This window comes from Blastococcus haudaquaticus, from assembly GCF_900230285.1.
Lineage (GTDB): Bacteria > Actinomycetota > Actinomycetes > Mycobacteriales > Geodermatophilaceae > Blastococcus_B > Blastococcus_B haudaquaticus.
The window spans coordinates 250238-274781 of the sequence record NZ_OCNK01000005.1 but is presented as its reverse complement, the minus strand read 5'-3'; the positions used below and the strand labels follow the sequence as shown (position 1 = coordinate 274781).

Genomic DNA, 24544 nt, shown 5'->3' with positions numbered 1-24544 from the left:
GAGTCCTCTTGACGTCGTCGACCTCGACCCACCAGCCTGGGCGCACGGCCGTGGAAGCGCTCTCACCGCCGACGCCACCGAGCGAGGAGCAGCCGGCCCATGACCGCGTCCGACACCCGTGCCGAGCTCACGAACGACCTGGTCTTCCCGCCGGGATTCACCTTCGGCGCAGCCACCGCGGCCTACCAGATCGAGGGAGCGGTCGACGTCGACGGCCGGGGACCTTCCATCTGGGACACCTTCAGCCACACTCCCGGCCGCACGTTCCAGGGGCACACCGGGGACGTGGCGGTCGAGCACTACACCCGGTACCCGGAGGACGTCGCCCTGATGGCCGACCTCGGGCTGTCGGCCTACCGGTTCTCGGTGGCGTGGTCCCGGGTGCTGCCGGCGGGTGCGGGACGGGTCGAGCAGCGGGGCCTGGACTTCTACGACCGGCTGGTCGACGAGCTGCTCGGCCGCGGGATCGACCCGTGGCTGACCCTCTACCACTGGGACCTGCCCCAGGCGCTGCAGGACCGGGGCGGCTGGACCGACCGGAGCACCGCAGCCCGCTTCGCCGACTACGCCTCGGTCGTCCACCGCGCCCTCGGCGACCGGGTGCGGCACTGGTCCACTTTGAACGAGCCGATGTGCAGCGCGCTGCTGGGGCACATGTCCGGCCAGCACGCGCCGGGGGAGCGGAACGCCGTCGCGGCGGCCCGGGCGACGCACCACCTGCTGCTCGGCCACGGCCTGGCCACCCGGGTGCTGCGCGACCAGGGGGCCGACCACCTCGGGATCACGCTGAACTTCACCCCGATGACGCCGGCGACCGACCGCCCCGAGGACGTCGATGCCGCGCGCCGCCTCGACGGCCAGCAGAACCGGATGTTCCTGGAGCCGGTGGTGAACGGCGCCTACCCGGCGGACGTCGTCGCCGACCTGGCTGCGGCAGGGGCGCCGCCGCCCATCGAGGACGGTGATCTCGAGGTGATCGCCGCCCCGCTGGACTGGCTGGGCGTGAACTACTACTTCGAGTCGACCGTGCGCGTCGGACGGCGGCCGGCGGACCAGCCGACGTCCTTCATCGGTGGCGAGGACGTCGTCGAGCTGGACCCCGAGGGCCCGACGACGACCATGGGCTGGGGGATCAGTCCCGAGACGTTCACCCGGCTGCTGCTCTGGCTGGACGAGCGTGCCCCGGGCCTGCCCCTGGTCGTCACCGAGAACGGCTCGGCCTGGCCGGACGAGGTGTCCGCCGACGGTGGCGTGCACGATCCGGAGCGGACGGACTACCTGCTCCGCCACCTCGCAGCGGTGCGGAGGGCCATGGAGGGTGGAGCCGACGTCCGCGGCTACTTCGCCTGGTCGCTGCTCGACAACTACGAGTGGGCCCGGGGGTACGCGCAGCGCTTCGGCCTGGTGCACGTCGACTATGCGACCCAGCAGCGCACCCTCAAGGACAGCGCCCGGGTGTACGCCGAACTCCTCCGCCGCCACCGGCAGGCGTCGGAGGGCTGAGCGGGGGCCGGCGGCCCAGGGGGGTCTGCGCCGCCGGTCCCCGTGTTCCAGGAGCGGGTCGTCAGGATCCGACCAGCGCGACCACGTCGGCCGCGCAGCCCCAGGACAGGGTGACCCCGGCGCCGCCGTGCCCGTAGCAGGCGACGACCGGCCGCCCGTCCAGCTCGGTGCGGTCCAGCCGCACGGTGGGCCGGCCCGGCCGGAGGCCGACGGCGCGGGTCAGCACGGGCGCGCCGCGCAGCGCCGGGACCAGCGCGATGGTGCGGCCGAGCAGGTCGCGCTCGACGGTGGGGTCCGGTTCGGTCCCGTGAGCGCCCTCGACGGCGGTCCCGCCACAGACGACGTCGTGACCCCGCGGCACGACGTAGGTGACCCCGCCGGCGTTCTCCTCGTCGAGGATCCAGTCGGTCAGGCCCGGATCGGCCAGCCGGACCACCTGGCCCTGCACCGGGAACCCGGAGTCGTCGCCGACCAGCGGGCCGGACGCGAGGCCGGCGGCCAGCACGACGACGTCGCCGGGGACGTCGGCCAGCCGGTCCACGCGGGCGGAGCGCGGGACCACCCCGGCGGACCGGCACTGCTCGACCAGCCAGGGGAGGTAGCGCCCCATGTCGACCACCGGCACCACGCACCGGGTGCCGGCCGGTGCGCCCACCGGCAGTTCGTCCGCCGTCGCCGGGCGGCTCCCCGGGACGGCGGAGGCCCACCAGACCGGTTCGGCGCCGCGGTGGACGACGGTTCCCGGCATGAGCACCACGCCGGACGCCGGGTCGTCGGCCAGCGCGGTGAGCGCGGCCAGCGAGACGGCGCCCCAGCGCAGCACGTCGTCGGCCGGGGCGGCGCGGTAGGGCGACCAGATGGCCGCGGCCACCGCTGACGTGGTCCGCTCCACCGGGTCGGCCGACCACACCTCGGTGCGGTGCCCGGCCCGGCGCAGCTGCAGCGCGCAGGTCAGGCCGACCACCCCGCCGCCGACGACGGTGACCCGGAGGCCCGGGCCACCGTCGTCGGCGTTCACGTGGCGGGGCTCGGGTCCGAGCGCTCGTCCGCGGGCGCGGCCTGGACGTCGCGGACCTGGTACTTGTCCACGGCCTCCTTGACGACCGACCGGTCGATCCGGCCCCAGTCGGCCAGCGACGCCAGCGTGCGGACGACGATCGACTCGGCGTCCACGTGGAAGTGGCGGCGCAGCGCCGGCCGGGTGTCGGAGAGACCGAACCCGTCGGTGCCCAGCGAGTGCAGGCCGTGCGGGGCGTACGGCGCGATCAGGTCGGGGACCGCACGCATCCAGTCCGACACCGCGACGACCGGGCCTTCGGCGTCCTGCAGCCGCGAGGTGACGTAGGGGACCTGCGGCTCCTCCTCCGGGTGCAGGAGGTTGTGCTCGGCCACCGCGTCGGCCTGGCGGCGGAGCTCGCCCCACGAGGTCACCGACCACACATCGGCCGACACGTTCCAGTCGTTCGCCAGCAGCTCCTGCGCGCGCAGCGCCCACGGCACCGCGACGCCGGAGGCCAGCACCTGCGCCTTGAGCGGGCCGCCCTCCCCGCCGTCGACCTGGGGACCCTCGGCGTAGCGGTACATGCCTGCCAGGAGTCCCTCGACGTCGAGGCCCTCCGGCTCGGCCGGCTGGACGAACGGCTCGTTGTAGACCGTCAGGTAGTACATGACGTCGGGGGAGCGGTGCCCGCCGAGCGGGGCACCCGGGTCGTCGCCGTACATCCGCACGAGGGCGTCGCGGGTGATGTGCGCGACCTCGTAGGAGAACGCCGGGTCGTAGGACACCACCGCGGGGTTGGTGTGGGCGAGCAGCAGCGAGTGCCCGTCCTCGTGCTGTAGGCCCTCGCCGTTGAGCGTCGTCCGCCCGGCGGTGGCGCCCAGGATGAACCCGCGGGTCATCTGGTCGGCGGCGGCCCAGAAGCCGTCACCGGTCCGCTGGAACCCGAACATCGAGTAGAAGATGTAGATCGGGATCATCGGCTCGCCGTGCGTCGAGTACGACGTGCCGACGGCGGTGAACGACGCCGTGGACCCGGCCTCGTTGATGCCCTCGTGCAGGATCACGCCCTGCTCGGACTCCTTGTAGGCCAGCATCAGCTCGCGGTCGACGGAGGTGTAGCGCTGGCCGGCCGGGTTGTAGATCTTGTGGCTGGAGAACAGGGAGTCCAGGCCGAACGTCCGGGCCTCGTCCGGGATGATCGGCACGAAGCGCGGGCCGAGCTCCTTGTCCTTGAGCAGCTCCTTGAGCAGGCGGACGAACGCCATCGTCGTCGCCACCTCCTGCTTGCCCGACCCGCGGCGCAGCACCTCCAGCGCCTTGTCCTCGGGGGCCTTGAGCAGCTTGGCCTCCGCCCGACGCCGCGGGACCGCGCCACCGAGCTGACGGCGCCGCTCGAGCATGTACTCCAGCTCGTCGGAACCCGGCTGCGGCTTGTAGTACGGCGGCAGGGTCTTGTCGAGGGCCGAATCGGGGATGTCCAGGTAGAGGCGGTCGCGGAAGAGCTTGAGGTCCTCCGCGGTCAGCTTCTTCATCTGGTGCGTGGAGTTGCGGCCCTCGAAGTGGCTGCCGAGCGTCCAGCCCTTGATCGTCTTGGCGAGGATGACCGTCGGCTGGCCCTTGTGCTCCTGCGCCGCCTTGAACGCGGCGTACACCTTGCGGTAGTCGTGCCCACCGCGGGAGAGGCCCCAGATCTCCTTGTCGCTCATGTTCTCCACGAGCTTGCGGGTCCGCGGGTCGCGTCCGAAGAAGTGCTCGCGGACGAAGGCGCCGTCCTCGGCCTTGTACGTCTGGTAGTCGCCGTCCGGCGTCTGGTTCATCAGGTTGACCAGGGCGCCGTCGCGGTCGGCGGACAGCAGGGCGTCCCACTCCCGGCCCCAGATGACCTTGATGACGTTCCAGCCGGCGCCCCGGAAGAACGACTCCAGCTCCTGGATGACCTTGCCGTTGCCGCGGACCGGGCCGTCGAGCCGCTGCAGGTTGCAGTTGATGACGAACGTGAGGTTGTCGAGCTCCTCGCGCGCGGCCAGACCGATGACGCCCAGCGACTCGGGCTCGTCCATCTCGCCGTCACCCAGGAACGCCCACACGTGCTGGTCGGAGGTGTCCTTGATGCCGCGGTGGTGCAGGTAGCGGTTGAACCGCGCCTGGTAGATCGCGTTCATCGGGCCCAGGCCCATCGAGACGCTGGGGAACTCCCAGAAGTCCGGCATGAGCCGCGGGTGCGGATAGGACGACAACCCGCCACCGGTGTGGCTGACCTCCTGGCGGAACCCGTCGAGCTGGTCCTCGGTCAGCCGGCCCTCGAGGTAGGCGCGGGCGTAGATGCCCGGGGAGGCGTGCCCCTGGAACCAGATCTGGTCGCCGCCGCCGGGGTGGTCCTTGCCGCGGAAGAAGTGGTTGAAGCCGACCTCGTACAGCGACGCGGAGCTCGCATAGGAGGAGATGTGCCCGCCGACGCCGATCCCGGGCCGCTGCGCGCGGTGCACCATGATCGCGGCGTTCCACCGGATGTAGGCGCGGATGCGGCGCTCGACGTGCTCGTCGCCGGGGAACCACGGCTCGCGCGAGGGCGCGATCGAGTTGATGTAGTCGGTGCTGCGGAGTGCGGGGACGCCGACCTGCTGCTCGCGGCTGCGCTCGAGCAGCCGGAGCATCACGTACCGGGCGCGTTCGCGGCCGGCGTTGTCGACGACGGCGTCGAGGGAGTCCAGCCACTCCTGGGTCTCGTCGGGATCGGTGTCGGGGAGTTGGCTCGGCAGCCCGTCGGTGATGACCGCGCGGGGCGTGCCGGCGTCGCGGGCGGGGTCGCCGTCCGACTGCTGCGGTGCGCTCATGTGCCCATCGTCTCCCGCCGAGGCCATGATCGTCACGCCTACCCGCGGGTTGTGTGGCGAGTCGCGTGTGCACGCCCCTCCATGCCCCCTCCGGGCCCTCTCGTCGCGCGGCGCTTGCGCCAGGCGCGCCATGCCCTACGCTTCCGCCAGCAGTGGCTCGGTGGATCGGGTTCTGCACGCACGACCGGCCGCATCGGCCGGGCGGTGCATCTGTCGGAGAGAACGAGAGGGGTGACATGACCAGGCAGCGGGGAAGCCTCCCGCCGGTCGTGTCCGCCGCATGCGCCCTCGTCCCCCGCAGCGTCAGCAGGGCAGCCGTCCGCAGGGCACCCGGTCTCCCCGGTCCGGACGCGTGCCCGTGACGCGTCCGCGCGCGTTCTGCCGCCCGACAGGGCACCATCCACCCCACGACCGGTCAGCAGCAGGCCACTCCATGGAGGATCAGCAGGGATGAGCGTCGACAGCACCGGCATGGCGGCCCGGTTGGGCATCAAGCCGGGCATGGTCGTGCAGGAGCTCGGGTGGGACGAGGACGCCGACGAGGACCTGCGCGACGCCGTCATCGACCTCTCCGGGGGCGAGATGGTCGACGAGGACACCGACGAGGTGGCCGACGTCGTCCTGCTCTGGTGGCGTGAGGACGACGGCGATCTCGTCGACGCACTCGTCGACGCCATCGCCTCGCTCGCCGACGACGGTGTGTTGTGGCTGCTGGTCCCGAAGTCGGGGCGCCCCGGCCACGTGGAGCCCGGCGACGTCACCGAGGCCGCGCCGACCGCCGGGCTCTCGCAGACCAGCAGCATCTCCGCCGCCAAGGACTGGTCGGGCATCCGGCTGGTGACCCCGAAGGCCGCGCGCACCCGCCGGTAGTCGAAGTCGAAGGACCCCGTCCTCCTCATCCCTCGCAGGCTCGGGACGAGCCTCTGGACGGGGCCGTTCCATCCGGTCACTGCGGGTGGGGCAGCATGGGGGCATGAGCCTCTCCGTCGGCGACGTCGCGCCCGAGTTCAGCCTGCCGGACCAGGACAAGCAGGTCGTGTCCCTCGCCGAGCTGCGCGGGACGCCGGCCCTGCTGGTCTTCTACCCCTTCGCCTTCTCCGGGCTCTGCACCGGCGAGCTCTGCCAGCTGCGTGACGAGCTGTCGGCCTACACCGACGCCGGGGTCCGGGTGCTGGCGATCAGCACCGATCCCGTCTTCAGCCTCAAGGCGTTCCGGGAGCAGCAGGGCTTCGACTTCCCGCTGCTGTCGGACTTCTGGCCGCACGGCGCCACCGCGCAGGCCTACGGCGCGTTCAACGACAAGGCCGGCATGGCCCTGCGCGCCACCTTCCTCGTCGATGCCGACGGGAAGGTCGCCTTCGCCGAGGTCAACTCGCCCGGCGACGTCCGCGAGCAGTCCGGCTGGAAGGACGCAGTCGGCGCGCTCGCCGCCTGATCTCGCGGCCCGGGGTCTGCATACCCTGGGCGCGCGGGGCGCGTAGCTCAGCGGGAGAGCTCTCGCCTTACAAGCGAGCGGTCGCAGGTTCGATCCCTGCCGCGCCCACCACCGTCCGTCGGCCGGCATCCCGCCGGTGCGGCATCCTCGAGCCCATGGTCAGCGCGGAGTCCTCGGCGATGCGCGACGTGGTCGCGCGGGTCCGCCCAGTGCTCGAGGAGGCCGGCTTCCGGAAGCGGAGGCACACGTTCAACCGAACCGTCGAGCCCGGACTCGTGCAGACCATCACGTACCGGATGGGCCCCTACGACCCGCCGGGGCTCGTCGAGATCCCCGGGCTGCGCGAGAACCTCTACGGGCTCTTCTCCGTACACCTGGGCATCTTCATCGAGGAAGCCTGGCGCCTGGACCTCGGGCGGTTCGGCCCGGACGGCCCGCCCGTGGTCAAGGACTGGGTCAACGACCACGACTGCCAACTGCGCCGGCTCGTGGACAACCCGGCCGGCGAGGCCATCAACCACATGTGGCCCCTCGACGACCCCGGGGTGGGTCCCGCGATGGTCGACCTGCTGGTCGGCGACGTGCTCGCGTGGTTCGACCGCTTCGGGAGCCGCACCGCCATCCTCGCGGAGCTGGAGGCCGCCCCGACCTCGTCGTACGAGATCAGCGGCGAGGGACCCGACCGACTGCTCGCCACGCGGATGCTGCTGGGCCCCGGCGAGCAGCAACGGGCACAGGAGCTGTTCGATGACTGGGTGGCGGACTGCCTGACCCGTCTGGCGTCAGAACCGCACCTGAGCGGCCATCTCGACTACCTGACCACGTTCGCCGCTCACGTGGGCCTGAGGATGCACCCGGTCGAGCAAGAGAGGTAGGGCTGGGCCTCCGCCCCGACGGCGTCGCCGCGCCACCATGCGGAACGACGACGGTGTGCGGTGAAGGCGGGTTCTGACCTTGCAACCCGCCCTCAGCGCACATCGTCCACGGGGCATCGAGCGGGCGGGCGGGACCTACTCGCGGACGACCCAGACCTCGGCCGGCCCCTGAGGGGTGTCCTGGACCTGTCGGGGCTCGAAGCGCTCGTAGACGCCGAACCAGCGCGGTCCGTCGTAGACGAGGACGGACGACGTGAGCTGGTCGGCGGCGACCTCGTCGACCTCACCGTGCCGCGGGCCACCCCAGTGCGAGATCAACGGCATGGCGACAACGGTAGTAGGCGTCCGCCCGGAGGCGGTCGGGTGGTTCAGGCGGCGGTGCCGTGCTGCGCGACCGGGTCGGCCGCGGACGGCACGGCCGGCTTCGGGAAAGCGGGCCGCAGGAACATCGGGGCCTTGAACGCCTGCCACGTGCCCTCGCGCTGCGCCAGCCGATCCGCGACCGCCCAGATGGACGCCGGGTGGTGGCCCAGGCCGAGGTGGCTGGCCATGACGGCGATGTTCTCGCAGCGCTCGCCAGGTGTGTCCAGGCAGGTCTGCCAGTGCACGATGCCGTCGTAGTGCGAGTAGATCGACGTCGCCGGCACCGTCAGCGGGGTGTTCTCCGACTCCAGCGGCAGCGTGCGGTGCTCCACGTGCAGGTGCGAGAAGCGGTCGAAGACCTTGGTCGCCCTGCTCTGGCTGTGCCGCGCCAGGCGGAACGGGCTGCCGAGGGTGACCACCTGGCGTACCGAGTCGGGGGAGCGGCGGGCCAGGTCGCGGGCGAAGATCCCGCCCAGGCTCCAGCCGATCAGCGAGACGGGGCGCTGGTGCTTGTCGGCGAGGTGGTCGAGCAGGTCGCGCGTGCCCTTCACGCACGAGGCCGTGGGACCGATGTTGCGGCCCAGGCCCCAGCCGTGGGCGTCGTAGCCGAGCTTGCGCAGCACGGCCCGCAGCGCGCGGGTCGACATGTCGTCGGCGAGGAGACCGGGGAGGACGAGCACCGGGTGCCCGTCGCCTCGGGGGAGGATGGACATGAGCGGCTTGGCGGCGAGGTACAGGCCGTAGTCGCCCACCGCGCGCCCCGGTTCCGTGAGGTAGAGCGGAAGTGCGGGCCCGTCGTCCTGGCGTGCTGCCACGTCGTCCTCCTGCTCGCCGGCCGTCGTTGGCCGACCCTCGTTGGTAGACAGGTACCAAGATGGGGCCTGGCTCACACTTCGTCGACGGGCAACGCGGGCACATGTTGCTCAAATGTGTCCTGGCTCATATCAGCCGTTCACGTTCCGCTGCTGGGCAAGTGGGCGGAAGGCGACGAGATGCCCGCCGAGGCCCGGCGTGAGCGCGCCACGGCCCGACGGGCGAGGATGCACGGGTGAGCGAGCAGAGCGGGACGTACGGGCAGAGCCTGACGGTGGACCTGGGCGGCGACGTCCACTACGTCGACTTCGGCGGCCCGGACGACGCCCCGACGGTGGTCCTGGTGCACGGGCTGGGTGGGTCGCACCTCAACTGGGACCTGTTCGCTCCCCTGATCCGCGAGCACGCCCGGGTGCTGGCCATCGACCTGCCCGGCTTCGGCCGCAGTGAGCCCGGGGGTCGCCGTACGAGCGTGCACGACAACGTCGAGGTCCTCGACCGGTTCCTCACCGAGGTGGCCGGCACCCCGGCGGTGCTCGTGGGCAACTCGATGGGCGGCATGATCTCGATCCTGCAGACGGCGACCGCCCCGGACACCGTCAGCGGCCTGGTGCTGCTCGACGCCGCGGTCCCCGGCCCACGCCGCGCGCTGGACCCCCTCGTCGCCGTGACCTTCGCCCTGTACGCCGTCCCGATGCTGGGGGAGCGGTTCCTGGCGCTGCGCCGCAAGCGGTCGACGCCGTTGCGCCAGGTCCGCGACATGCTGCGCCTGTGCGGGGTGGACCCCGATGCGCTGCCCGCCCACACCATCGACCGCTCGATCGCGCTGATCGAGCAACGGCAGGACGTGCCGGCGATGGACAAGGCGTTCCTGTCCGCCGCCCGCTCGCTGCTCCGGTTGCTCGTCGACCCGCGCAGCTACCGGGCGGCCATGGCGTCCATCCGGGTCCCCGTGCTCCTGGTGCAGGGCGACGAGGACCGGCTCGTGCCCGTGGCCGCCGCCCGCGACATCGCCCGACGGCACCCCGGCTGGCGCTATCTCGAGCTGCCCGGCGTCGGCCACGTGCCGCAACTGCAGGTGCCCGAGGAGCTGGCCACGGTCGTCCTGGCCTGGCTCGAGGAGACCGCGACCGCCCGCGCCGCCGGCTGACTACGGGGCCGGTCGGTCGGCGAGTGTGTCCCGGAGCGCCTCGAGGCCGCTGAAGCGGGGCCGCCAGCCCAGCTTCTCGCGTGCCTTGGTCGTGTCCATGATCGCCGGCCGGCTGGCCGCCTCCACCCACTCGGCCACGGGCGGCAGGAAGGGCAGTCGCGTGAACGCCCGGGCAGCGGCCTGGGCCGGCGCGGCCGGGAGCGGGATCGGCAGCGCCCCGAACTCCCGTGCCACGTCGGCGGCGGTCAGGACGCCGTCACCGGCGATGTTGTACGCGCCGGGCGGGCCGGCCGCGACGATGCACTGCACGAGTGCCCGCCCGACGTCCGCCTCGTGGATGAACTGCATCGGGAGCTGGGGCACGAACATCGGCACGGGCACCGGCAGCCGTCGTGGGCGGCTGAACAGCGCACGGCCCAGCGGGGCCAGGGGACCCGGGAGGACGTCCTTGCCACCGATGACGTTCGGCCCGACCACGACCGGCGGGCGCAGCAGGAAGAGGGCGAGCTCGGGGTGCGTGCGCGCCTCGTCCGCCAGCAGCTCCTCCAGCTCGGCCTTCTCCTGCGCGTAGAACAGCCGGGCCGCCGGCCGGGTGGGCCACTCCTCGTCGATCCGCTCCGGGTTGTCCGCGTGGAACCCGTAGGCCGCGACGGAGGAGGCGTAGACGAAGCGCTCGGCCCTGGCCGCCGCGGCCGCCCGGAACACGTTGAGCGTGCCGTCGACGTTGATCGACCGGGTCGTCTCGCGGGAGGCGTTGCCGGTGATCAGGAAGGCCAGGTGCACCACGACGTCCGCGCCGTCGAAGGCGGCCCGCAGCGCCTCGGGGTCGCGGACGTCGCCCTGCCGGTACTCCATCTTCGTCCAGCCGCGCTCGGCCGGATCGAAGGGCCGCCGCGCGATGCCGATGACCCGGCCGATGCGGTCGTCCTCCTGCAGGAGCGGGACCAGCCCGGAGCCGAACGTGCCGGTCGGTCCGGTGACGGCGACGGTGAGCGGCCGCCGGGCATCGCCGTCGGCCTCGTCGAGCCCGCGGGGTCCCGCGCCCAGGGCGCCGGAGCCGCGTCGCTTGCCGGGGCTCACCGGGCGGCCGCCGCGGTGGCCTTCTTCGCCGGCCGGGCCGCCTTCTTGGCAGGGGGCTTGGCGCCTGCCTTCGCGGGCGCCTTCTTCGGGGTCTCCTTCGGCGCCTCGCCGTTCGCTGCTGCCGTCGCTTCGGCCGCAGCCGCCGCGTCGACCGCCGCCTCCGCCTGCACCTCCTCCTGCGTCTGCTTCTTCGCCCGCGCCAGGAGCTGCTCGATGCCGCGGCGGATGCCACCGGAGAGGACGTCGACGTCCGGGTAACCGTCGAAGTCGGCGTTGATCCCGAAGGTCATCGTGTTGAGGTAGGAGAAGATCCCGATGGAGCAGCGGGTGCCGCCGGCGATCGGCACGTAGGCCGTGGCGCTGGTCATCCGCTTGCCGAGCACGTAGAGCGGGACGCGCGGACCGGGCACGTTCGTGGTCACCGCCTGGCACCACATCTGCCCGGCCTGCAGCGCTGCGCGAACGCCCATGGACAGCAGCGTGGGCGCCACGAAGTTGCCCATCGCGATGATCGAGTTGGCGTCCACGGCTTGCATGGCGCGCTTGTACTCGTCCATCTGCCCGCGGATCGAGGCCAGCCGGTCGACCGGGTCGGACAACCCGACCGGCAGGTCCACGAACACCGCGGACACCTGGTTGTTCAGGCTGCCCTTCTGGGCCTCGCGCCGTACGGAGACCGGCACCATCGACCGGACCACGAGCTTCTCCGAGGACAGTTCGCCCCGTGCCTTGAGCAGGTCGCGGAAGCCGCCGGTGATCGCGGTGAGGACGACGTCGTTCACCGTGCCGCCGAACGCCGTCCGCACGGCCTTGAACTCCTCGAACCTGCCCTCGGTCCACGCCCAGCGGCGGTGCGGGCCGATGGGTCCGTTGAGCGAGCGGGCCGTGGGGGTGACCGCCTGCTTGGGAGGGCACCGTCTTCGCCAGGGTCCGCCCGGACGCGGCGAGTTCCTTGGCCGCGCGGACGGGGCTGCCGAGCGAGCCGGAGTTGGCCAGCTGCTGCAGCGGGTTGGTCAGGCCCTCAGTGACCGAGCCGGCCACGATCTCCAGGCTCGACGGGCTGCGGCGCGGCGTCCAGTCCTTCACCGCCTCGTGCGTGGCGTTCGGGTCCAGGTCGAACATCAGCTGCATCAGGTCGGTGCCGGCGACGCCGTCGACCATGCAGTGGTGCACCTTGGAGATGAGCGCCCACCGGTCGTCGGCGAGGCCCTCGACCAGCCACAGCTCCCAGAGGGGCTTGGCCATGTCGAGGCGCTGGCCCAGCACGCGCCCGGCCAGGTTGCGCAGCTGCTCGTCGCTGCCCGGACGGGGCACCGCGGTGTGCCGCACGTGGTAGAGGATCTGGAAGTGCGGGTCGTCCACCCACAGCGGGCGGCCGAGCTGCATCGGGACCGAGCGCACGCGCTGCCGATACCGCGGCACCTTGGGCAGCTTGCCCAGGATCAGCCGCACCACGTCGCCGTAGGTGGGGGCGGGTCCTTCGAACACGGCGACCGACCCCACGTGCATCGGGGTGTTCTCGCTCTCCGCGTAGAAGAAGCCCGCATCGAGGGCGCTCATCCGGTCCACGTTCTGCTCCTCGCCGCCCTGGTCGCGCTGCTCGGACCAGGGCCGTCACACGTCATCGGGTGGCCGCTGAAGTTAGGGGTGTCTTGGAGTTACTGCAACATGAACGCTGTGGCGGTCACCACAGTGCACTGCCCCGCGTGCCGGTAGGTCAACCGGCCTTTCGCAGACCCGCCTCCACCCGGTCGATCAGGGCGTTCAACGCGTCGTCGACGATCTGGGTACGGGTGAGGTTGACGCTGTGCCCTGCCCCGGGGACCACGACCAGGTCGGCCCCGGCGCCGATGGTCTCGGCGATCCGCCGGCCGTGGCCCACCGGTGTGAGCCGGTCGTGCGTGGCCGCGACGACGGTCACCGGCACCCGGCGCAGCACCTCGAGGGCGGCCGTCTCGTCGTGCTCGAGGAACGTCGCGTAGAACGCCATCGTCACCGGCAGCGGGGTCTCCTCCAGCAGGTCCTGCACCAGCCGCACGCTGGCCGGGTCGGCGTCGTCCCGCCCGAAGAGCAGCCGCCGGATGGCCCGCCGGCCGACTGCGGTCCCGCGGCGGCGGAAGCGCTCCAGCGACGGCGCGAACAGCTGGAGGAGCCGCAGGTACAGCGGCAGCAGGCGGAGCCGGCGCATGACCTTGACCGCGAAGCCGAGCGGACCGGTGTCCACCAGGCCACCCGCCGAGGTGGCCAGGAGGAACGCCCCGACCACCCGGTCGCCGAACAGCTCGGGCCGCTGCCGGGCCAGCGCCAGGATGCTCATGCCGCCCATCGAGTGACCGGCCAGCACGACCGGGCCGGTCGGGGCCACGGCGTCGAGCACCTGACCGAGGTCGCGACCGGTGCGGTCGATCGTCGCCTTCGTCAGCGGGGTCCAGCCCGAGCGGCCGTGCCCCCGCTGGTCCCACAGCACCAGTCGCGCACGCTCCCGGAGCGCGGTGCGCTGCAGCTCCCACTCCGCCAGCCGGGCGGTGAACCCGTGCGAGAAGACGACGGTGACCGGCCCGGCGCCGTCGCCCGCCTGCCCGACGCCGTCGAACTCCACGTGCAGCGGGACGCCGTCGTCGGTGGTCACGGTGCGCGAACCCGGCGGTGGGGGACCGGAGGAGCTCGGCAGGGTCAGCGGTGGGACGTCACTCGGCACGCGCTCATCCCAGGGGTGGGCACCCCGTGCCGCAACCGAGAGACCTCAGGGTGCGCCGCGCCATCCCGGCGCGTTCTCGCGCACCAGCCGCCGCGCGGCGTCGACCTCGCGGGCCACCGGGGCCAGCACGCCCTCGGCGTGGATCTCGGCGTCGTCGGGGACGCGGTGGGCCCGTACGTCCTCCTCCAGCCGGCGGATGGCCTTGCGCAGCACCGCCACCTGGGCGAGGTCGGGCGCCGGCTCGCCCTCGCGCTGGGCGATGACGGCCTCGGTGACGGCGTCCGACGTGCGCTCGAGCTGGACGATGACCGGCCACCAGGCGGCCGCCCGGTTGCTGATCGGCGGCGGCTCGGCCAGCCGCCGCTGGAGCTGGGTCTGCAGCTCGGTGAGGGCCCGGTAGTTGCGCCGCCGGGCGCGGCGGCGGTCGGCGGGACCGCCGGTGAAGGCCGCCTCGACGAAGGCGTCGAGCGCGAGCGCGGCATCGCGGAGCGCCTCGTCCAGCGGCGCCCGCCAGGTCTGCGGCCAGAGCAGGTAGCCGAACACCAGCACGATGGCGCAGCCGATGAGCGTGTCGGTCAGCCGGGCACCCACCAGGCCGGGGCCGCTGGGGAGGGCGAGGTCGAGCAGCAGGATGATCACCGGCGTCTGGAAGACCGAGAACAACCCGAAGTTGGCGTTGCGGGCCCAGGGGAGCAGCCCCGCGAAGGCGGCCATCGCGACCAGGACCCAGGCGTCGCGGGGCAGCACCGACAGCAGCGCCGACCCGATCAGGACGCCCAGGAGCGTCCCGGCGCCGCGCTGCACGGCGCGGGTGAACACCGATCCGAAGTCAGGCTTGAGCACGATGGCCACCGTCAGCAGCACCCAGTAGGGGCGCTCGATCGGCAGGTACTGGCGGGCGATCTCCGCGACGGTCATGCACAGCGCCAGGCGGACGGCGAAACCGCGGCTGTCGGTGCTGGCGAGCGTGCGGTCCCACAGCTCGCGCAACCGGGTCCGCAGGTCCACCTCGGCGCGCTCGGCGGCAGCACCGGCCCGCTCCTCCGGGTCGCCGACGACGTTCCACACGAGCCGGACGCCGTGGCGGACCGCGCGCCGGCCGGGCGGCGCGTCCTCCAGTGCGGGTGGGCGATCGTCGGCCAGCCCGCCGCCGCTCTCGAGCGCAGCAGCCAGAGCGCGGACGGCGGCGACGTCGGCCGGGTCGGCCGCGACCCGGGCACGGGCGGCCGCCACCGCTCCCTCGACGAGCGGAGCGGCGGCGTTGAGCACGCCGGCCAGCTCGGACAGCTCCTTGATCCGGCCGGAGGAGCGGCTGCGGCTGCGGATGACGCGGTCGTAGGCGCCGTTGAGCTCGGTGGTCAGGGCGCGCCGGCTGTCGTCGGACCCCTCCGTCCCGCTGGCCTCGAGCAGGTCGGCGATGCTCCGGAACACGGCCGCGACCGACGTGCGGTCGGGGTCCAGGGGCTCGGTCCGGGCCTGGACCAGCGTCGTGACCGTGGCCCATGCCGCGCCGCAGAAGAAGAAGGCCACCTCCGCCGGCAGGGACAGCGGCGTGACCAGGCCGGACGAGAGCGCCGTGTAGATCAGCAGCTGCAACGAGCCGAGCGACAGCGCTGCGTTGACCGAGCTGATCAGCGCCGCCACGGCCGACAGCGCGGCGATCACGACGACGGGCAGCCAGCCGCCGCCGCTCGCGTACATGCCGACGACCAGCCCCACGGCACCGAAGCCGACCGCGGCGGCCGTGCGGCGCAGCCTGTCCCGGAGCGGCCCCGACTGCGGGGCGAGGGCGGCGGCCAGTGCGCCGGTGGTCGCGAAGACGCCCGCGCCGAGAGCGGCACCGGGCCGGACACCGCCCTCGACGGCGACCGCGACGGCCAGGGGAGCGGGCACGGTGACGGCGAACCGGACGACGTCGCGCCACGGGACCGGCGGGGGCGTGGTCCGCACCAGCTCCTCGAGCCACGCGGGCGCCCGGAGGCCGCGTTCCCGGGGGCCGCGGTCCGTCACGCCTGAAGCTTGTCACCGACGCCGACCCGACCGCGGGACCGGGCGGCACCTAGAGTCCGGTGCCGTGCCCGCCCCTCTCCGCGAGGTCCTCGCTGCCCTCGACGCCCGCTACGACCCCGCGCTGGCGGAGGGCTGGGACGCGGTCGGACTGGTGTGCGGCGACCCCGACGAGCCGGTGGACCGGGTGCTGTTCGCCGTCGACCCGACCACCGCCGTCGTGGACGAGGTGGTCGGCACCGGAGCGCAGCTCCTGGTCACCCACCACCCCCTGCTCCTCACCCCGGTCCACGCCGTGCCCGCCGACGACCCCAGGGGCGGGCTGGTCCACCGGCTGATCCGGGCGCGGGCCGCGCTGTTCGTCGCGCACACCAACGCCGACCGGGCGCCCGACGTCGGGGTCAACGCGGCGCTGGCGGACGCTCTGGGGCTGACGGGGGCGGTGCCGCTCGAGCAGGCCGGGACGGATCCGCGTGCCGGCCTCGGCCGCGTGGGGGACCTGCCCGAGCCGATGAGCCTGCGGGCGTTCGCCGAGCGGGTGGCCGTCGCCCTGCCGGCGACCGTCGGGGGCGTCCGCTCGTCGGGGGAGCCCGGACGCGTCGTCCGGCGCGTCGCGGTGTGCGGCGGCAGCGGGGGATCACTGCTCGCCGCGGCGGCCGCGGCGGGCGCGGACGTCCTCCTGACCAGCGATCTCAAGCACCACCCGGCCTCCGAGGCGGCGGAGGTGGACGGCCCGGCGCTGGTCGACGTGGCGCACTACGCCTCCGAATGGCCCTGGCTCCCCGTGGCGGCCGGACGACTCTCCGCCGATCTTGCGGGGCGGGTGGAGGTCGCTGTCTCCCGGCTCCGCACCGATCCGTGGACGCACCACGTCGGCCAGCACCCGGCGGCGGGGGAGCACCCCGAGCACAGGTAGCAGAAGGACCCCCGTGCCCCGACCACTCGCACGCTCGCGGCGGGACCCTGCACGGGGGCCGGGTGCCGATCGGTGCACGGGTAGGTTTCCCAGCGTGAAGGCTGACCACTTCGAGCAGCAGACCCTGCTGCGCCTTGCCGCTGAAGACGTCGCGCTGACCCAGTTGGCGCACCGGCAGCGCACCCTCCCCGAGGTCGCCGCCGTGGAGGCCGCCGCGGAGGCCGAGCGGTCGCTGTCGGCCGACGTGGTCCGCGCCGAGACCGAGGTGAAGGACCTGGGCCGCGAGGTCAGGCGCATGGAGTCCGATGTCGAGACCGTCCGTCAGCGGGAGGCCAAGGACCAGCGGCTGCTGGAGTCCGGCAGCGTCTCGCCGAAGGAGATGACCAACCTCCAGCACGAGCTCGAGTCGCTGAAGCGCCGGCAGGCCGATCTGGAGGACCAGGAGCTCGAGCTCATGCAGCGCCTCGAGGACGCCGAGTCGGCGTTCGCGACGGCCCGCCAGGGGCTGGAGCAGGCGCGCGCGGACCGCGAGCGGGCCGAGCAGCAGCGCGACGACGCACTGGCCGACATCGCCGACGGCACCAAGAACCACGAAGCGGCCCGCGCCGAGGTGGTCACGAAGATCTCCGCGCCCCTGCTCGCCCTGTACGACCGCATCCGCAAGCAGACCGGCAGCACGGGTGCGGCGATGCTGCAGGCGCGGGCCTGTCAGGGCTGCCGGCTCGAGCTCTACGGCAACGAGCTCGCCGCGGTGCGCAACGCCGACCCGCACGAGGTCGTCCGGTGCGAGAACTGCGGGCGGATCCTGGTGCGCACCGCCGAGTCCGGGCTGTGACCCGGCGGTTCGTCGTGGAGGCGGACGGCGGGTCGCGGGGCAACCCGGGTCCGGCCGGCTACGGCGCGCTGGTGCGCGACGCCGAGACCGGCCGCGTGCTGGCCGAACGTGCGGCGTCGGTCGGGCGTGCCACCAACAACGTCGCCGAGTACGGCGGCCTCGTCGCCGGGCTGCAGGCCGCACTCGACCTGGACCCGGCCGCTCGCGTCGAGGTCCGGATGGACTCCAAGCTCGTCGTCGAGCAGATGTCGGGGCGCTGGAAGATCAAGCACCCCGACATGCAGCAGCTCGCCCTGCAGGCGCAGAAGATCGCGCGGCAGCTCGCCGACGTCCGCTACACCTGGGTCCCGCGGGCGCAGAACGGCGCGGCGGACGCCCTGGCCAACAGCGCCATGGACGGGAAGCCGGTGCACCGCGACCCCGCTGCGGAGGCCGTCGTACTGGAGGACGACGTGCAGCCGACCGGGGAACCCGCGCCGGTGGTCACCACCGTCACGCACCTGCTGCGGCACGGGCAGACCGAGCACACCCCCGAGCGGCGGTTCAGCGGGCGCAACGACCTGCCGCTGTCGCGCACCGGGCGGGCCGAGGCCGAGGCGGCGGGGGAGCGGGCCAAGGCGCTGGGCATCGACGCCGTCGTCGCTTCGCCGCTTCGCCGCACGCGGGAGACCGCGGAGATCGTCGCCGCCGCCCTCGGCCTGCCGGTCGCCTTCGACGACGACCTGGTGGAGCTGGACTTCGGCGACATCGAGGGGATGACCTTCGACGAGGCGCGTGCCCGGCACCCGCTCGCCGCGCGGCGCTTCCTGGACGACGTCACCGTGGCCGCGCCGAACGGCGAGTCCGTCGCCGACGTGAGCGCGCGGGTGGCCCGGGCCCGTCGCCGCATCCTCGACGCGCACGTCGGCCGCACCGTGCTGGTGGTCAGCCACGTGACCCCGATCAAGCTGCTGCTCGCGGCCGGCCTGGGCTCAGGCGACGAGGTGGTGCACCGGGTCTTCCTTGAGGCCGCGTCCTTGTGCTCGGTCGCCTGGTCCTCCGACGGCCGGACGTCGGTCCGGCTGGTGAACGACACCTCGCACCTGCGCTGAGCCGCTAGACCGGCGAGGCCACCACGGCGGCCGGGGCGTGCGCGGCGAGCCAGCAACCGAGCTCCTCGGCCGGCAGCGGCCGGGCGTGCAGGTAGCCCTGGCTGACGTCGCAGTCGAGGGACCGCAGGTGGGTGAGCGTCCCCTCGTCCTCGACGCCCTCGGCCACCACGCGCAGACCCAGCCGGTGGGCGAGCTCGATCGTGCTGGCCACGATGGCCTCGGTGCGGGCGTCGGTGAGCAGGTCGGCGGTGAACGACCGGTCGAGCTTGAGCTCGGCGACGGGCAGGTCGCGGAGGTAGGCCAGCGACGAGTAGCCCGTCCCGTAGTCGTCGATGCTCACGGTGGCGCCGAGGTCGGCGAGCGCGCCGACGACGGCGAGGCTGCGCTCGGGGTCGGTGAGCAGGACGCTCTCGGTGACCTCCAGGACGAGCAGCGCCGGCGGTAGGTCGTGCCGGACGAGCAGGTCGGCCACCCGGGCCGGCAGAGCGACGTCCAGGAGGTTGCTCGCCGACAGGTTGACCGATACGGGCAGCTCGAGGCCCTCGGCCCGCCGGGCCGCGGCCTGGGTCACGGCCTGGGCGAGGACCACCTCGGTGAGGGTGCCCATGAGCCCGTGCACCTCGGCGAGCGGCAGGAAGTCGCCCGGGTACAGCAGCCCGCGCACCGGGTGCTGCCAGCGGACGAGGGCCTCCACGCCCACCGTGGCGCCGGTGACGATGTCCAGCTGGGGCTGGTGGTGCAGGACGAGCTGTCCGGTGGACATCGCCGTGCGCAGCTCCTCGACGAGGGCCAGGTGGCCGCTGCTGTCGGCGTGGCGGGTGCTGTCGTACAGGGAGATCCCGGCACCGGACCGCTTGGCGTCGTACATCGCGACGTCGGCCTCGCGCAGCAGCTGCGTCGGCGCCTGACCGTCGTCGGGGTCGCCGGTCGAGGTGGTGACCCCGACGCTGACCGCCGAGTGGATGGCCATCCCGCCGATGACGAACGGCTCGGCGAGCCGGTCGTGCAGGCGGCGGCCTACGGCACGAGCGGCCTCGTCCAGCGGGACGTCGGCATCCATCAGTGCGACGACGGCGAACTCGTCGCCCCCGAGCCGACCGAGCAGGTCGCCGGGGCGCAGCACGGCTTCCAGCCGCGTGGCCACCATGCGCAGCAGGTCGTCGCCGGCGGCGTGGCCGAGGGCGTCGTTGACCTCCTTGAACTTGTCCAGGTCGAGCAGCGCCAGGGCGAGCGGCGTCCCCTCGGCGCACAGTTCCTCGACCCGGCGCAGGACGGCCCGGCGGTTGGCCAGGCCGGTCAGCTCGTCGGTCAGGGCCTCGCGCCGGGTGACCGCCAGCTGGGCCAGCTCCCGGATGTTCACCACGAGGCGCACACCCGCGCCCGCCGTGGCCAGGGCGGCGCACCAGGTGGCGGCGCCCACCGCGCCGGTGACCGTGCTCAGCGCCAGGGTCAGCGTGGACGCGACGATGACGACGAAGGCCCCGATGGTCGCGGCACCGGGATCGGTCGGCTGAGGTGCCGACCGACGGGAGCGGAGGCAGGCGGCCAGCGCCAGGCAGGCGATGACGCAGGGCTGGGTGATCGCGCCCCAGCCCACCCGCTCCCCGCCGGCGACGAAGGTCGCCGTGGTGCCGGCCAGGCCGGCGCTGAAGGCGAGGACGACGAGCCACGTGCGCAGGTCGCGGCCCATCGCCCCGATGGACGGCAGTGTCAGAGCGGTGCCGAGCAGCACGAAGCACACGGCGAACTGGGCCAGCTGCGCCTGCAGCTCCCACCAGGGGAGCCGGGTGAGCGGGCTGCCGACCGCCTCGAGCACCACGTTGAGCACGGCGACGACGGCCAGGACCGCCGCGGCGCCGTTGAGGACGTCGTTGGGGTCGGCGAGGCTGGTGCTGTAGCGGTTCCAGCGCACCAGCGCGCCGTACCAGAAGGGAAAGACCGCGACCCCGGCCCAGATGATCGGCAGGCCGGCGATCTCACGGGTGGCGGGCAGCACCGCGAGCACGAGGACGACGAGCAGGGCGACGACGAAGACCGCCGCGCCGAGGGCCAGCCGGTTCCACACGGCACGCTCGGTGACGACGCGGCGGGCCCGCCAGGCGAGCAGCACCAGCAGGGCGGTGTGCAGCACGACGAGGACCGGGACGTCGAGGGACCGGGCGAGGCCGGTGAAGAGGCCGGGGCGCACGAGACGCGCGACGCCGAAGAGCGCGAAGCCGACGGCGCCGAGCAGCGTGAGTACCAGCAGCCACCGCGGCGCACCCGGCAGCAACCGGGAGCGAGGACGACCGGCCATGCAGGTGTCATCGGAGGGGGCGGGTGCCCGGTGAACCCGGGGAGGGGTGTCTCCCCCCAAGGGGGCAGGTCAGGCGCGCAGGAACAGGTAGACCGAAACGGCGACCCCGAACGTCACGATGAGGATCCGCAGGGGACGCACCGGGATCCGGGTGGCCACGCGGGCGCCCAGGAAGCCGCCGATCAGGTTCCCCGGAGCAGCCACGGCGACGACGTCCCAGTGAACGTCGCCGAAGAACCCGAAGACGACGATGGTCACGGTGGCGGTCACCGCCGACAGGGCCGACTTGAAGGCGTTGGCCAGCTTCAGCCGGTGCAGCGCGATGCCCAGGACGCCGACGAGGATCACGCCGAGCGCGCCGCCGAAGTAGCCGCCGTAGACCGTCGCGGCGAAGAGGGCGACGTAGACCCAGGCGGGGTCGCGCCGCGGGCCGGCGTCGCCGTCCTCCAGCCGGCGGGTGAGCACCGGCTGGACGGCCAGCAGCAGGCTGGCGAGCAGCACCAGCACCGGGACGACCAGGTCGAAGGCGTCCGAGGGTGTGGTGAGCAGCAGGATGCTGCCGGTCGTCCCCCCGAGCACCGCGACGAGCCCGAACCTGATCAGCCGGCTCCGCTGGCCCACGTACTCGCGGCGGAACCCGGCGACGCCGCCGAGGTAGCCCGGCCACTGCGTGACGGAGTTCGTGACGTTCGCGGCGACCGTCGGCAGGCCGAGCGCCACGAGGGTGGGAAACAGGATGAGCGAGCCGCCGCCGGCGATCGAGTTGATGACCCCGGCCAGGCAGGCCACGACCGCGGCGATGACCAGGTCGACGGCGGGCACGACGGGCGAGCCTACGGTGACCCGCATGCGGGGACCGGGCGCGGCGATGGGGTTGGCGGCACTGCTCGGCGGGTCGGGAGTCATCCACATGGTGCGCCCGAGGACCTACGAGTGGCTGGTGCCGCCGGAGCTCGGCAGCGCCCGCGCCTGGGTGGCCGCGACGGGGGTGGCCGAGATCGGCACCGCCGCCCTGCTGTCGGCGCCGGCCACGCGTCGGGCGGGCGGCTGGGCGGCAGCCGGCCTGCTGCTCGCCTTCGTGCCGGCCCACCTGCACACGTTCCGCGTCATCCCGAAGCGGCCGCTGCCGCTCGCCGTGGCCGCCGTCCGCCTGCCCCTGCAGGTGCCGCTGGTGACCGCGGCGCTGCGGGTCGCCCGCGGCCGCTGACCCCGCTCGACCGCGCCGTACGTCCGCCGGCCCCGCGGTCGACGGCGAGGTCGGCGGCCGCACCGCGAGGTCGACCGGCGCGGCAGACTGCTCCCATGCCGACCAGCCCCTTTCCCGACGACTGGCAGCGCGCCCTCGTCGTCGCCGCCCATCCCGACGACATCGAGTACGGGATCGCCGCCGCGGTCGCCGTGTGGACGGCGGCAGGCAAAGAGGTGCACTACCTCCTCGCCACCCGCGGCGAGGCGGGGATGGCCGGCGTCCCGCCCGCGCAGGCGGGACCGCTGCGCGAGGAGGAGGAGCGGCGGTCGGCCGCCGTCGTCGGCGTCCCCGAGGTGGAGTTCCTCGACCACCGGGACGGCGTGCTGGTGGCCGGGCCCGACCTCCGGCGCGACCTGGCCGCGGCGATCCGGCGGCACAAGCCGGAACTGGTGGTCACCGGCTACTTCGGGCCCACGTGGACCCCGCCCGGGGTGTCGCCGGCGTACCTCAACTCCGCCGACCACCAGGCCCTCGGCCGGTGCGTGCTGGATGCGGTCGCGGACGCGGGCAACGAGTGGATCTTCCCCGACCTGACCGAGGAGCGGTGGTCGGGCGTCCAGTACATCGCGGTCAGCGAGATGACCGACCCGCCGCACGAGGTTGACGTCAGCGACACGGTGGAACTCGCGGTCGCCTCGCTCACCGAGCACCGGCGGTACCTGGAGCTGCTTTCCGACGACCCTGTCGACATGCAGGCTCGTCAGGTCGTCGACATGTCGACACTGACCGAGGACGGGCGCCGCCGGGTCGGCTTCCGGCTCTTCTGGGGCTGAGCCGGGAGGGCGCCGCCGACCCGAGCATGGCGGGGCGGAGCCGCGGGTAGACGGGGCCGATGCGGAGGATCCTGAGCCTGCTCGTGCTGATCTGGCTGGTCATCGGCGTCGTCGCCACGGTGCAACGCGGCTACTTCAGCAGCGGGAGCACCGACTGCGCAGGCGTCAGCACGATCGTCGTCACCATCCTGGCCGGCCCGCTGAACTACGTGGGCGTCAACCCGCAGATCGACTGCCCGGAGATCCCGCAGCCCAGCGAGTGATCGGTGGTCGGCCGATCCGTGGCGGCGCCCTACACTGACCTGCACGACGGACGAGTCGGCTGGGCGGTCGCGTCGGCGGGGGAGACCCCGTCGCCGAGGAACGTCCGGGCTCCACAGGGCAGGGTGGTCGTTAACAGCGACCCGGGGTGACCCGCGGGACAGTGCCACAGAGAACAGACCGCCAGTGTCACGTCTTCGGACTGGGCACTGGTAAGGGTGAAACGGCGGTGTAAGAGACCACCGCACACCGGGTGACCGGTGTGGCTCGGTAAACCCCACCCGGAGCAAGGTCAAGAACGGACGGCGGTTCTGGTTCTCCAGTTCAGCCGTCCTGCGCAGGCGTTCGAGGGCGGCCCGCCCGAGCCTGCGGGTAGACCGCTGGAGCCTGCCGGCAACGGCAGGCCTAGATGGATGACCGCCCATCGGGAGGCCGTGAGGCACCCGTGGACAGAACCCGGCGTACAGGCCGACTCGTCCGTCGCCCGCCTATCCCCGCGGGGGCGTGGGCGCCGGGGCCGCCACCGCCGCCCGCCGCCGGACGAGACGGAGCGCCAGCACCACCGCCGCCGTGATGACCGCACCGAGCGCCAGCCACGGGAGCAGGACGCCGAGGACGACGACCACCGTGCCCACGGCCGAGACGAGAGCCCGCCAGCCGGTGCCGAGCCCGTCGGTGAAGCCGTCCGGCCCTCCGGCCGGCGCCACGCCGAACGGTCGCAGGTGCACGGTGAGGGTCGACAGCTCGACCTGGTCGGCCAGGAGCGCCCGCTGCGACTGCAGCGACTCCAGTTCCTGCTGCCGCTCGGACAGGACCCCCTCGGCGGTGAGCAGGTCCTCGGTGGTGGTCGCCCCGTCGATCAGCGCCTGCAGCCGGGCCACCGACGACTGCAGTGCCGAGATCCGTGCGTCCAGGTCGACCGCGGTGGTCGTCACGTCGGAGCGGGACACCGACACGCTCTCGACGTCGCCGAGTCCCTCGAGGTCGGCCAGGACGACGGTCAGCTCGTCCGACGGCACCCGTACCACGAGGTCGGCGGATGCGCTCCCGTTCTCCCCGGACCCGGCGTGCTCGCTGCGTTCGTCGACCCGGCCGCCGACGGACTCCACCAGCTCGCTCACCTGCTGGGCGCCGTCCGCCGGGTCGTCGACGACGAGGGAGGCGGTCGCCGTCGTGACCACCTGCCGGTCGGCGTCGCTGTCGTCGGGCGCTGCCTCGGGGTCCCCGGGAGCCGCCCGATCGGGGACGACCATGCTGCCGCCGCTGTCCGCGCCGCTCGAGTCGCTGGACGGGCCCGTGCAGCCGACCAGCACCGTCACGGCCAGGGCTGCGGCTGCCGTACCCACGGAGAGCCTCACGGTCGGG

The 24544-nt window shown here is 73.4% G+C and carries 22 protein-coding genes, 1 tRNA gene, 1 other RNA gene and 1 pseudogene; 13 read left to right on the top strand and 12 right to left on the bottom strand.

Features of this window, described 5'->3' with window-relative positions:
• The first annotated feature begins 99 nt into the window (after positions 1-99).
• Positions 100-1503 carry a GH1 family beta-glucosidase gene (locus CRP30_RS19235; protein WP_097185605.1) on the top strand — a complete coding sequence of 468 codons (1404 nt, stop codon included), beginning with the start codon at positions 100-102 and terminating at the stop codon, positions 1501-1503.
• A 61-nt stretch (positions 1504-1564) separates the two neighbouring features.
• Here CRP30_RS19235 and CRP30_RS19230 read toward each other — a convergent pair whose 3' ends face one another.
• Together CRP30_RS19230 and aceE are read right to left on the bottom strand one after the other, a co-directional pair.
• On the bottom strand, positions 1565-2521 hold the full coding sequence (locus CRP30_RS19230) for an FAD-dependent oxidoreductase (protein ID WP_097185604.1): 957 nt from the start codon (positions 2519-2521) through the stop codon (positions 1565-1567).
• Positions 2518-5337 (bottom strand): pyruvate dehydrogenase (acetyl-transferring), homodimeric type, encoded by a 2820-nt coding sequence (aceE, locus tag CRP30_RS19225; protein ID WP_097185603.1) that lies wholly within the window; start codon positions 5335-5337, stop codon positions 2518-2520. Before aceE ends, CRP30_RS19230 begins: the two co-directional genes overlap by 4 nt.
• 450 nt (positions 5338-5787) lie before the next feature.
• Between aceE and CRP30_RS19220 the strand changes: the two genes are divergently transcribed.
• The 4 genes from CRP30_RS19220 (at position 5788) to CRP30_RS19205 (ending at position 7647) form a co-directional block, all read left to right on the top strand.
• The gene (locus CRP30_RS19220) at positions 5788-6207 is read left to right on the top strand and encodes a DUF3052 domain-containing protein (RefSeq protein ID WP_097185602.1); all 420 of its coding nucleotides are present in this window, start codon (positions 5788-5790) and stop codon (positions 6205-6207) included.
• A gap of 103 nt (positions 6208-6310) precedes the next feature.
• Complete coding sequence (locus tag CRP30_RS19215) at positions 6311-6772, top strand: peroxiredoxin (RefSeq protein ID WP_097185601.1); 462 nt, start codon at positions 6311-6313, stop codon at positions 6770-6772.
• A 36-nt stretch (positions 6773-6808) separates the two neighbouring features.
• Positions 6809-6883, top strand: a tRNA-Val gene (locus CRP30_RS19210).
• A 44-nt stretch (positions 6884-6927) separates the two neighbouring features.
• The gene (locus CRP30_RS19205) at positions 6928-7647 is read left to right on the top strand and encodes a hypothetical protein (protein WP_097185600.1); all 720 of its coding nucleotides are present in this window, start codon (positions 6928-6930) and stop codon (positions 7645-7647) included.
• Positions 7648-7782: 135 nt separating this feature from the next.
• On the opposite strand, the gene CRP30_RS19200 is transcribed toward CRP30_RS19205, so the two are convergent.
• Positions 7783-7971 (bottom strand): hypothetical protein, encoded by a 189-nt coding sequence (locus CRP30_RS19200; RefSeq protein WP_097185599.1) that lies wholly within the window; start codon positions 7969-7971, stop codon positions 7783-7785.
• Between the two features lie 44 nt (positions 7972-8015).
• Positions 8016-8825 carry an esterase/lipase family protein gene (locus CRP30_RS19195; protein ID WP_097185598.1) on the bottom strand — a complete coding sequence of 270 codons (810 nt, stop codon included), beginning with the start codon at positions 8823-8825 and terminating at the stop codon, positions 8016-8018.
• A 233-nt stretch (positions 8826-9058) separates the two neighbouring features.
• On the opposite strand from CRP30_RS19195, the gene CRP30_RS19190 reads away from it, so the two are divergent.
• On the top strand, positions 9059-9973 hold the full coding sequence (locus CRP30_RS19190; protein WP_097185597.1) for an alpha/beta fold hydrolase: 915 nt from the start codon (positions 9059-9061) through the stop codon (positions 9971-9973).
• Here CRP30_RS19190 and CRP30_RS19185 read toward each other — a convergent pair whose 3' ends face one another.
• The 5 genes and pseudogenes from CRP30_RS19185 to CRP30_RS19170 form a co-directional block, all read right to left on the bottom strand.
• Positions 9974-11053, bottom strand: coding sequence for an NAD-dependent epimerase/dehydratase family protein (locus tag CRP30_RS19185; RefSeq protein WP_235003552.1), 1080 nt, complete (start codon positions 11051-11053; stop codon positions 9974-9976).
• Positions 11050-11859 (bottom strand): WS/DGAT domain-containing protein, encoded by an 810-nt coding sequence (locus CRP30_RS23160; RefSeq protein WP_235003562.1) that lies wholly within the window; start codon positions 11857-11859, stop codon positions 11050-11052. Before CRP30_RS23160 ends, CRP30_RS19185 begins: the two co-directional genes overlap by 4 nt.
• Positions 11860-12022: 163 nt before the next feature.
• A pseudogene (locus CRP30_RS23155) lies at positions 12023-12562 on the bottom strand (wax ester/triacylglycerol synthase domain-containing protein); the annotation flags it as partial.
• A 208-nt stretch (positions 12563-12770) separates the two neighbouring features.
• On the bottom strand, positions 12771-13682 hold the full coding sequence (locus CRP30_RS19175) for an alpha/beta fold hydrolase (RefSeq protein WP_235003551.1): 912 nt from the start codon (positions 13680-13682) through the stop codon (positions 12771-12773).
• Between the two features lie 114 nt (positions 13683-13796).
• Positions 13797-15761, bottom strand: a complete 1965-nt coding sequence (locus CRP30_RS19170) for an FUSC family protein (RefSeq protein ID WP_097185596.1) — start codon at positions 15759-15761, stop codon at positions 13797-13799.
• Positions 15762-15825: 64 nt separating this feature from the next.
• Here CRP30_RS19170 and CRP30_RS19165 point away from each other — a divergent pair, with 64 nt between their 5' ends.
• From CRP30_RS19165 to CRP30_RS19155, 3 genes are all read left to right on the top strand, one after another.
• Positions 15826-16674, top strand: a complete 849-nt coding sequence (locus CRP30_RS19165) for a Nif3-like dinuclear metal center hexameric protein (RefSeq protein ID WP_097185595.1) — start codon at positions 15826-15828, stop codon at positions 16672-16674.
• A gap of 94 nt (positions 16675-16768) precedes the next feature.
• Complete coding sequence (locus CRP30_RS19160) at positions 16769-17509, top strand: zinc ribbon domain-containing protein (RefSeq protein WP_097185594.1); 741 nt, start codon at positions 16769-16771, stop codon at positions 17507-17509.
• Positions 17506-18600: a bifunctional RNase H/acid phosphatase gene (locus tag CRP30_RS19155; RefSeq protein ID WP_097185593.1), complete on the top strand. Its 1095-nt coding sequence runs from the start codon at positions 17506-17508 to the stop codon at positions 18598-18600. The genes CRP30_RS19160 and CRP30_RS19155 overlap by 4 nt, the downstream gene beginning before the upstream one ends.
• Positions 18601-18604: 4 nt before the next feature.
• Here the strand turns inward: CRP30_RS19155 and CRP30_RS19150 are convergent, their stop codons facing one another.
• A complete protein-coding gene (locus CRP30_RS19150) occupies positions 18605-20896 on the bottom strand; it encodes a putative bifunctional diguanylate cyclase/phosphodiesterase (protein ID WP_097185592.1) in 2292 nt (763 codons plus the stop codon).
• Between the two features lie 69 nt (positions 20897-20965).
• Positions 20966-21718, bottom strand: a complete 753-nt coding sequence (locus tag CRP30_RS19145) for a sulfite exporter TauE/SafE family protein (protein WP_097185690.1) — start codon at positions 21716-21718, stop codon at positions 20966-20968.
• Positions 21719-21743: 25 nt separating this feature from the next.
• Here CRP30_RS19145 and CRP30_RS19140 point away from each other — a divergent pair, with 25 nt between their 5' ends.
• The 4 genes from CRP30_RS19140 (at position 21744) to rnpB (ending at position 23659) form a co-directional block, all read left to right on the top strand.
• The gene (locus CRP30_RS19140; RefSeq protein ID WP_097185689.1) at positions 21744-22103 is read left to right on the top strand and encodes a DoxX family protein; all 360 of its coding nucleotides are present in this window, start codon (positions 21744-21746) and stop codon (positions 22101-22103) included.
• Between the two features lie 95 nt (positions 22104-22198).
• Positions 22199-22918 (top strand): PIG-L deacetylase family protein, encoded by a 720-nt coding sequence (locus tag CRP30_RS19135; protein WP_097185591.1) that lies wholly within the window; start codon positions 22199-22201, stop codon positions 22916-22918.
• Between the two features lie 59 nt (positions 22919-22977).
• Positions 22978-23181 (top strand): hypothetical protein, encoded by a 204-nt coding sequence (locus CRP30_RS19130; RefSeq protein ID WP_097185590.1) that lies wholly within the window; start codon positions 22978-22980, stop codon positions 23179-23181.
• Positions 23182-23232: 51 nt separating this feature from the next.
• Positions 23233-23659: RNase P RNA component class A (rnpB, locus tag CRP30_RS19125), an RNA gene on the top strand.
• An 8-nt stretch (positions 23660-23667) separates the two neighbouring features.
• On the opposite strand, the gene CRP30_RS19120 is transcribed toward rnpB, so the two are convergent.
• Positions 23668-24537: a DUF4349 domain-containing protein gene (locus tag CRP30_RS19120; RefSeq protein ID WP_159961806.1), complete on the bottom strand. Its 870-nt coding sequence runs from the start codon at positions 24535-24537 to the stop codon at positions 23668-23670.
• Positions 24538-24544 lie beyond the last annotated feature (7 nt).

What these genes read in the sequence shown, in the direction of transcription:
- CRP30_RS19200 (WP_097185599.1), bottom strand. Translation starts at nt 7,971, where the DNA reads ATGCCGTTGATCTCGCACTGGGGTGGCCCGCGGCACGGTGAGGTCGAC.
- CRP30_RS19220 (WP_097185602.1), top strand. Translation starts at nt 5,788, where the DNA reads ATGAGCGTCGACAGCACCGGCATGGCGGCCCGGTTGGGCATCAAGCCG.
- CRP30_RS19135 (WP_097185591.1), top strand. Translation starts at nt 22,199, where the DNA reads ATGCCGACCAGCCCCTTTCCCGACGACTGGCAGCGCGCCCTCGTCGTC.
- aceE (WP_097185603.1), bottom strand. Translation starts at nt 5,337, where the DNA reads ATGAGCGCACCGCAGCAGTCGGACGGCGACCCCGCCCGCGACGCCGGC.
- CRP30_RS19235 (WP_097185605.1), top strand. Translation starts at nt 100, where the DNA reads ATGACCGCGTCCGACACCCGTGCCGAGCTCACGAACGACCTGGTCTTC.
- CRP30_RS19215 (WP_097185601.1), top strand. Translation starts at nt 6,311, where the DNA reads ATGAGCCTCTCCGTCGGCGACGTCGCGCCCGAGTTCAGCCTGCCGGAC.
- CRP30_RS19205 (WP_097185600.1), top strand. Translation starts at nt 6,928, where the DNA reads ATGGTCAGCGCGGAGTCCTCGGCGATGCGCGACGTGGTCGCGCGGGTC.
- CRP30_RS19140 (WP_097185689.1), top strand. Translation starts at nt 21,744, where the DNA reads ATGCGGGGACCGGGCGCGGCGATGGGGTTGGCGGCACTGCTCGGCGGG.
- CRP30_RS19150 (WP_097185592.1), bottom strand. Translation starts at nt 20,896, where the DNA reads ATGGCCGGTCGTCCTCGCTCCCGGTTGCTGCCGGGTGCGCCGCGGTGG.
- CRP30_RS19130 (WP_097185590.1), top strand. Translation starts at nt 22,978, where the DNA reads ATGCGGAGGATCCTGAGCCTGCTCGTGCTGATCTGGCTGGTCATCGGC.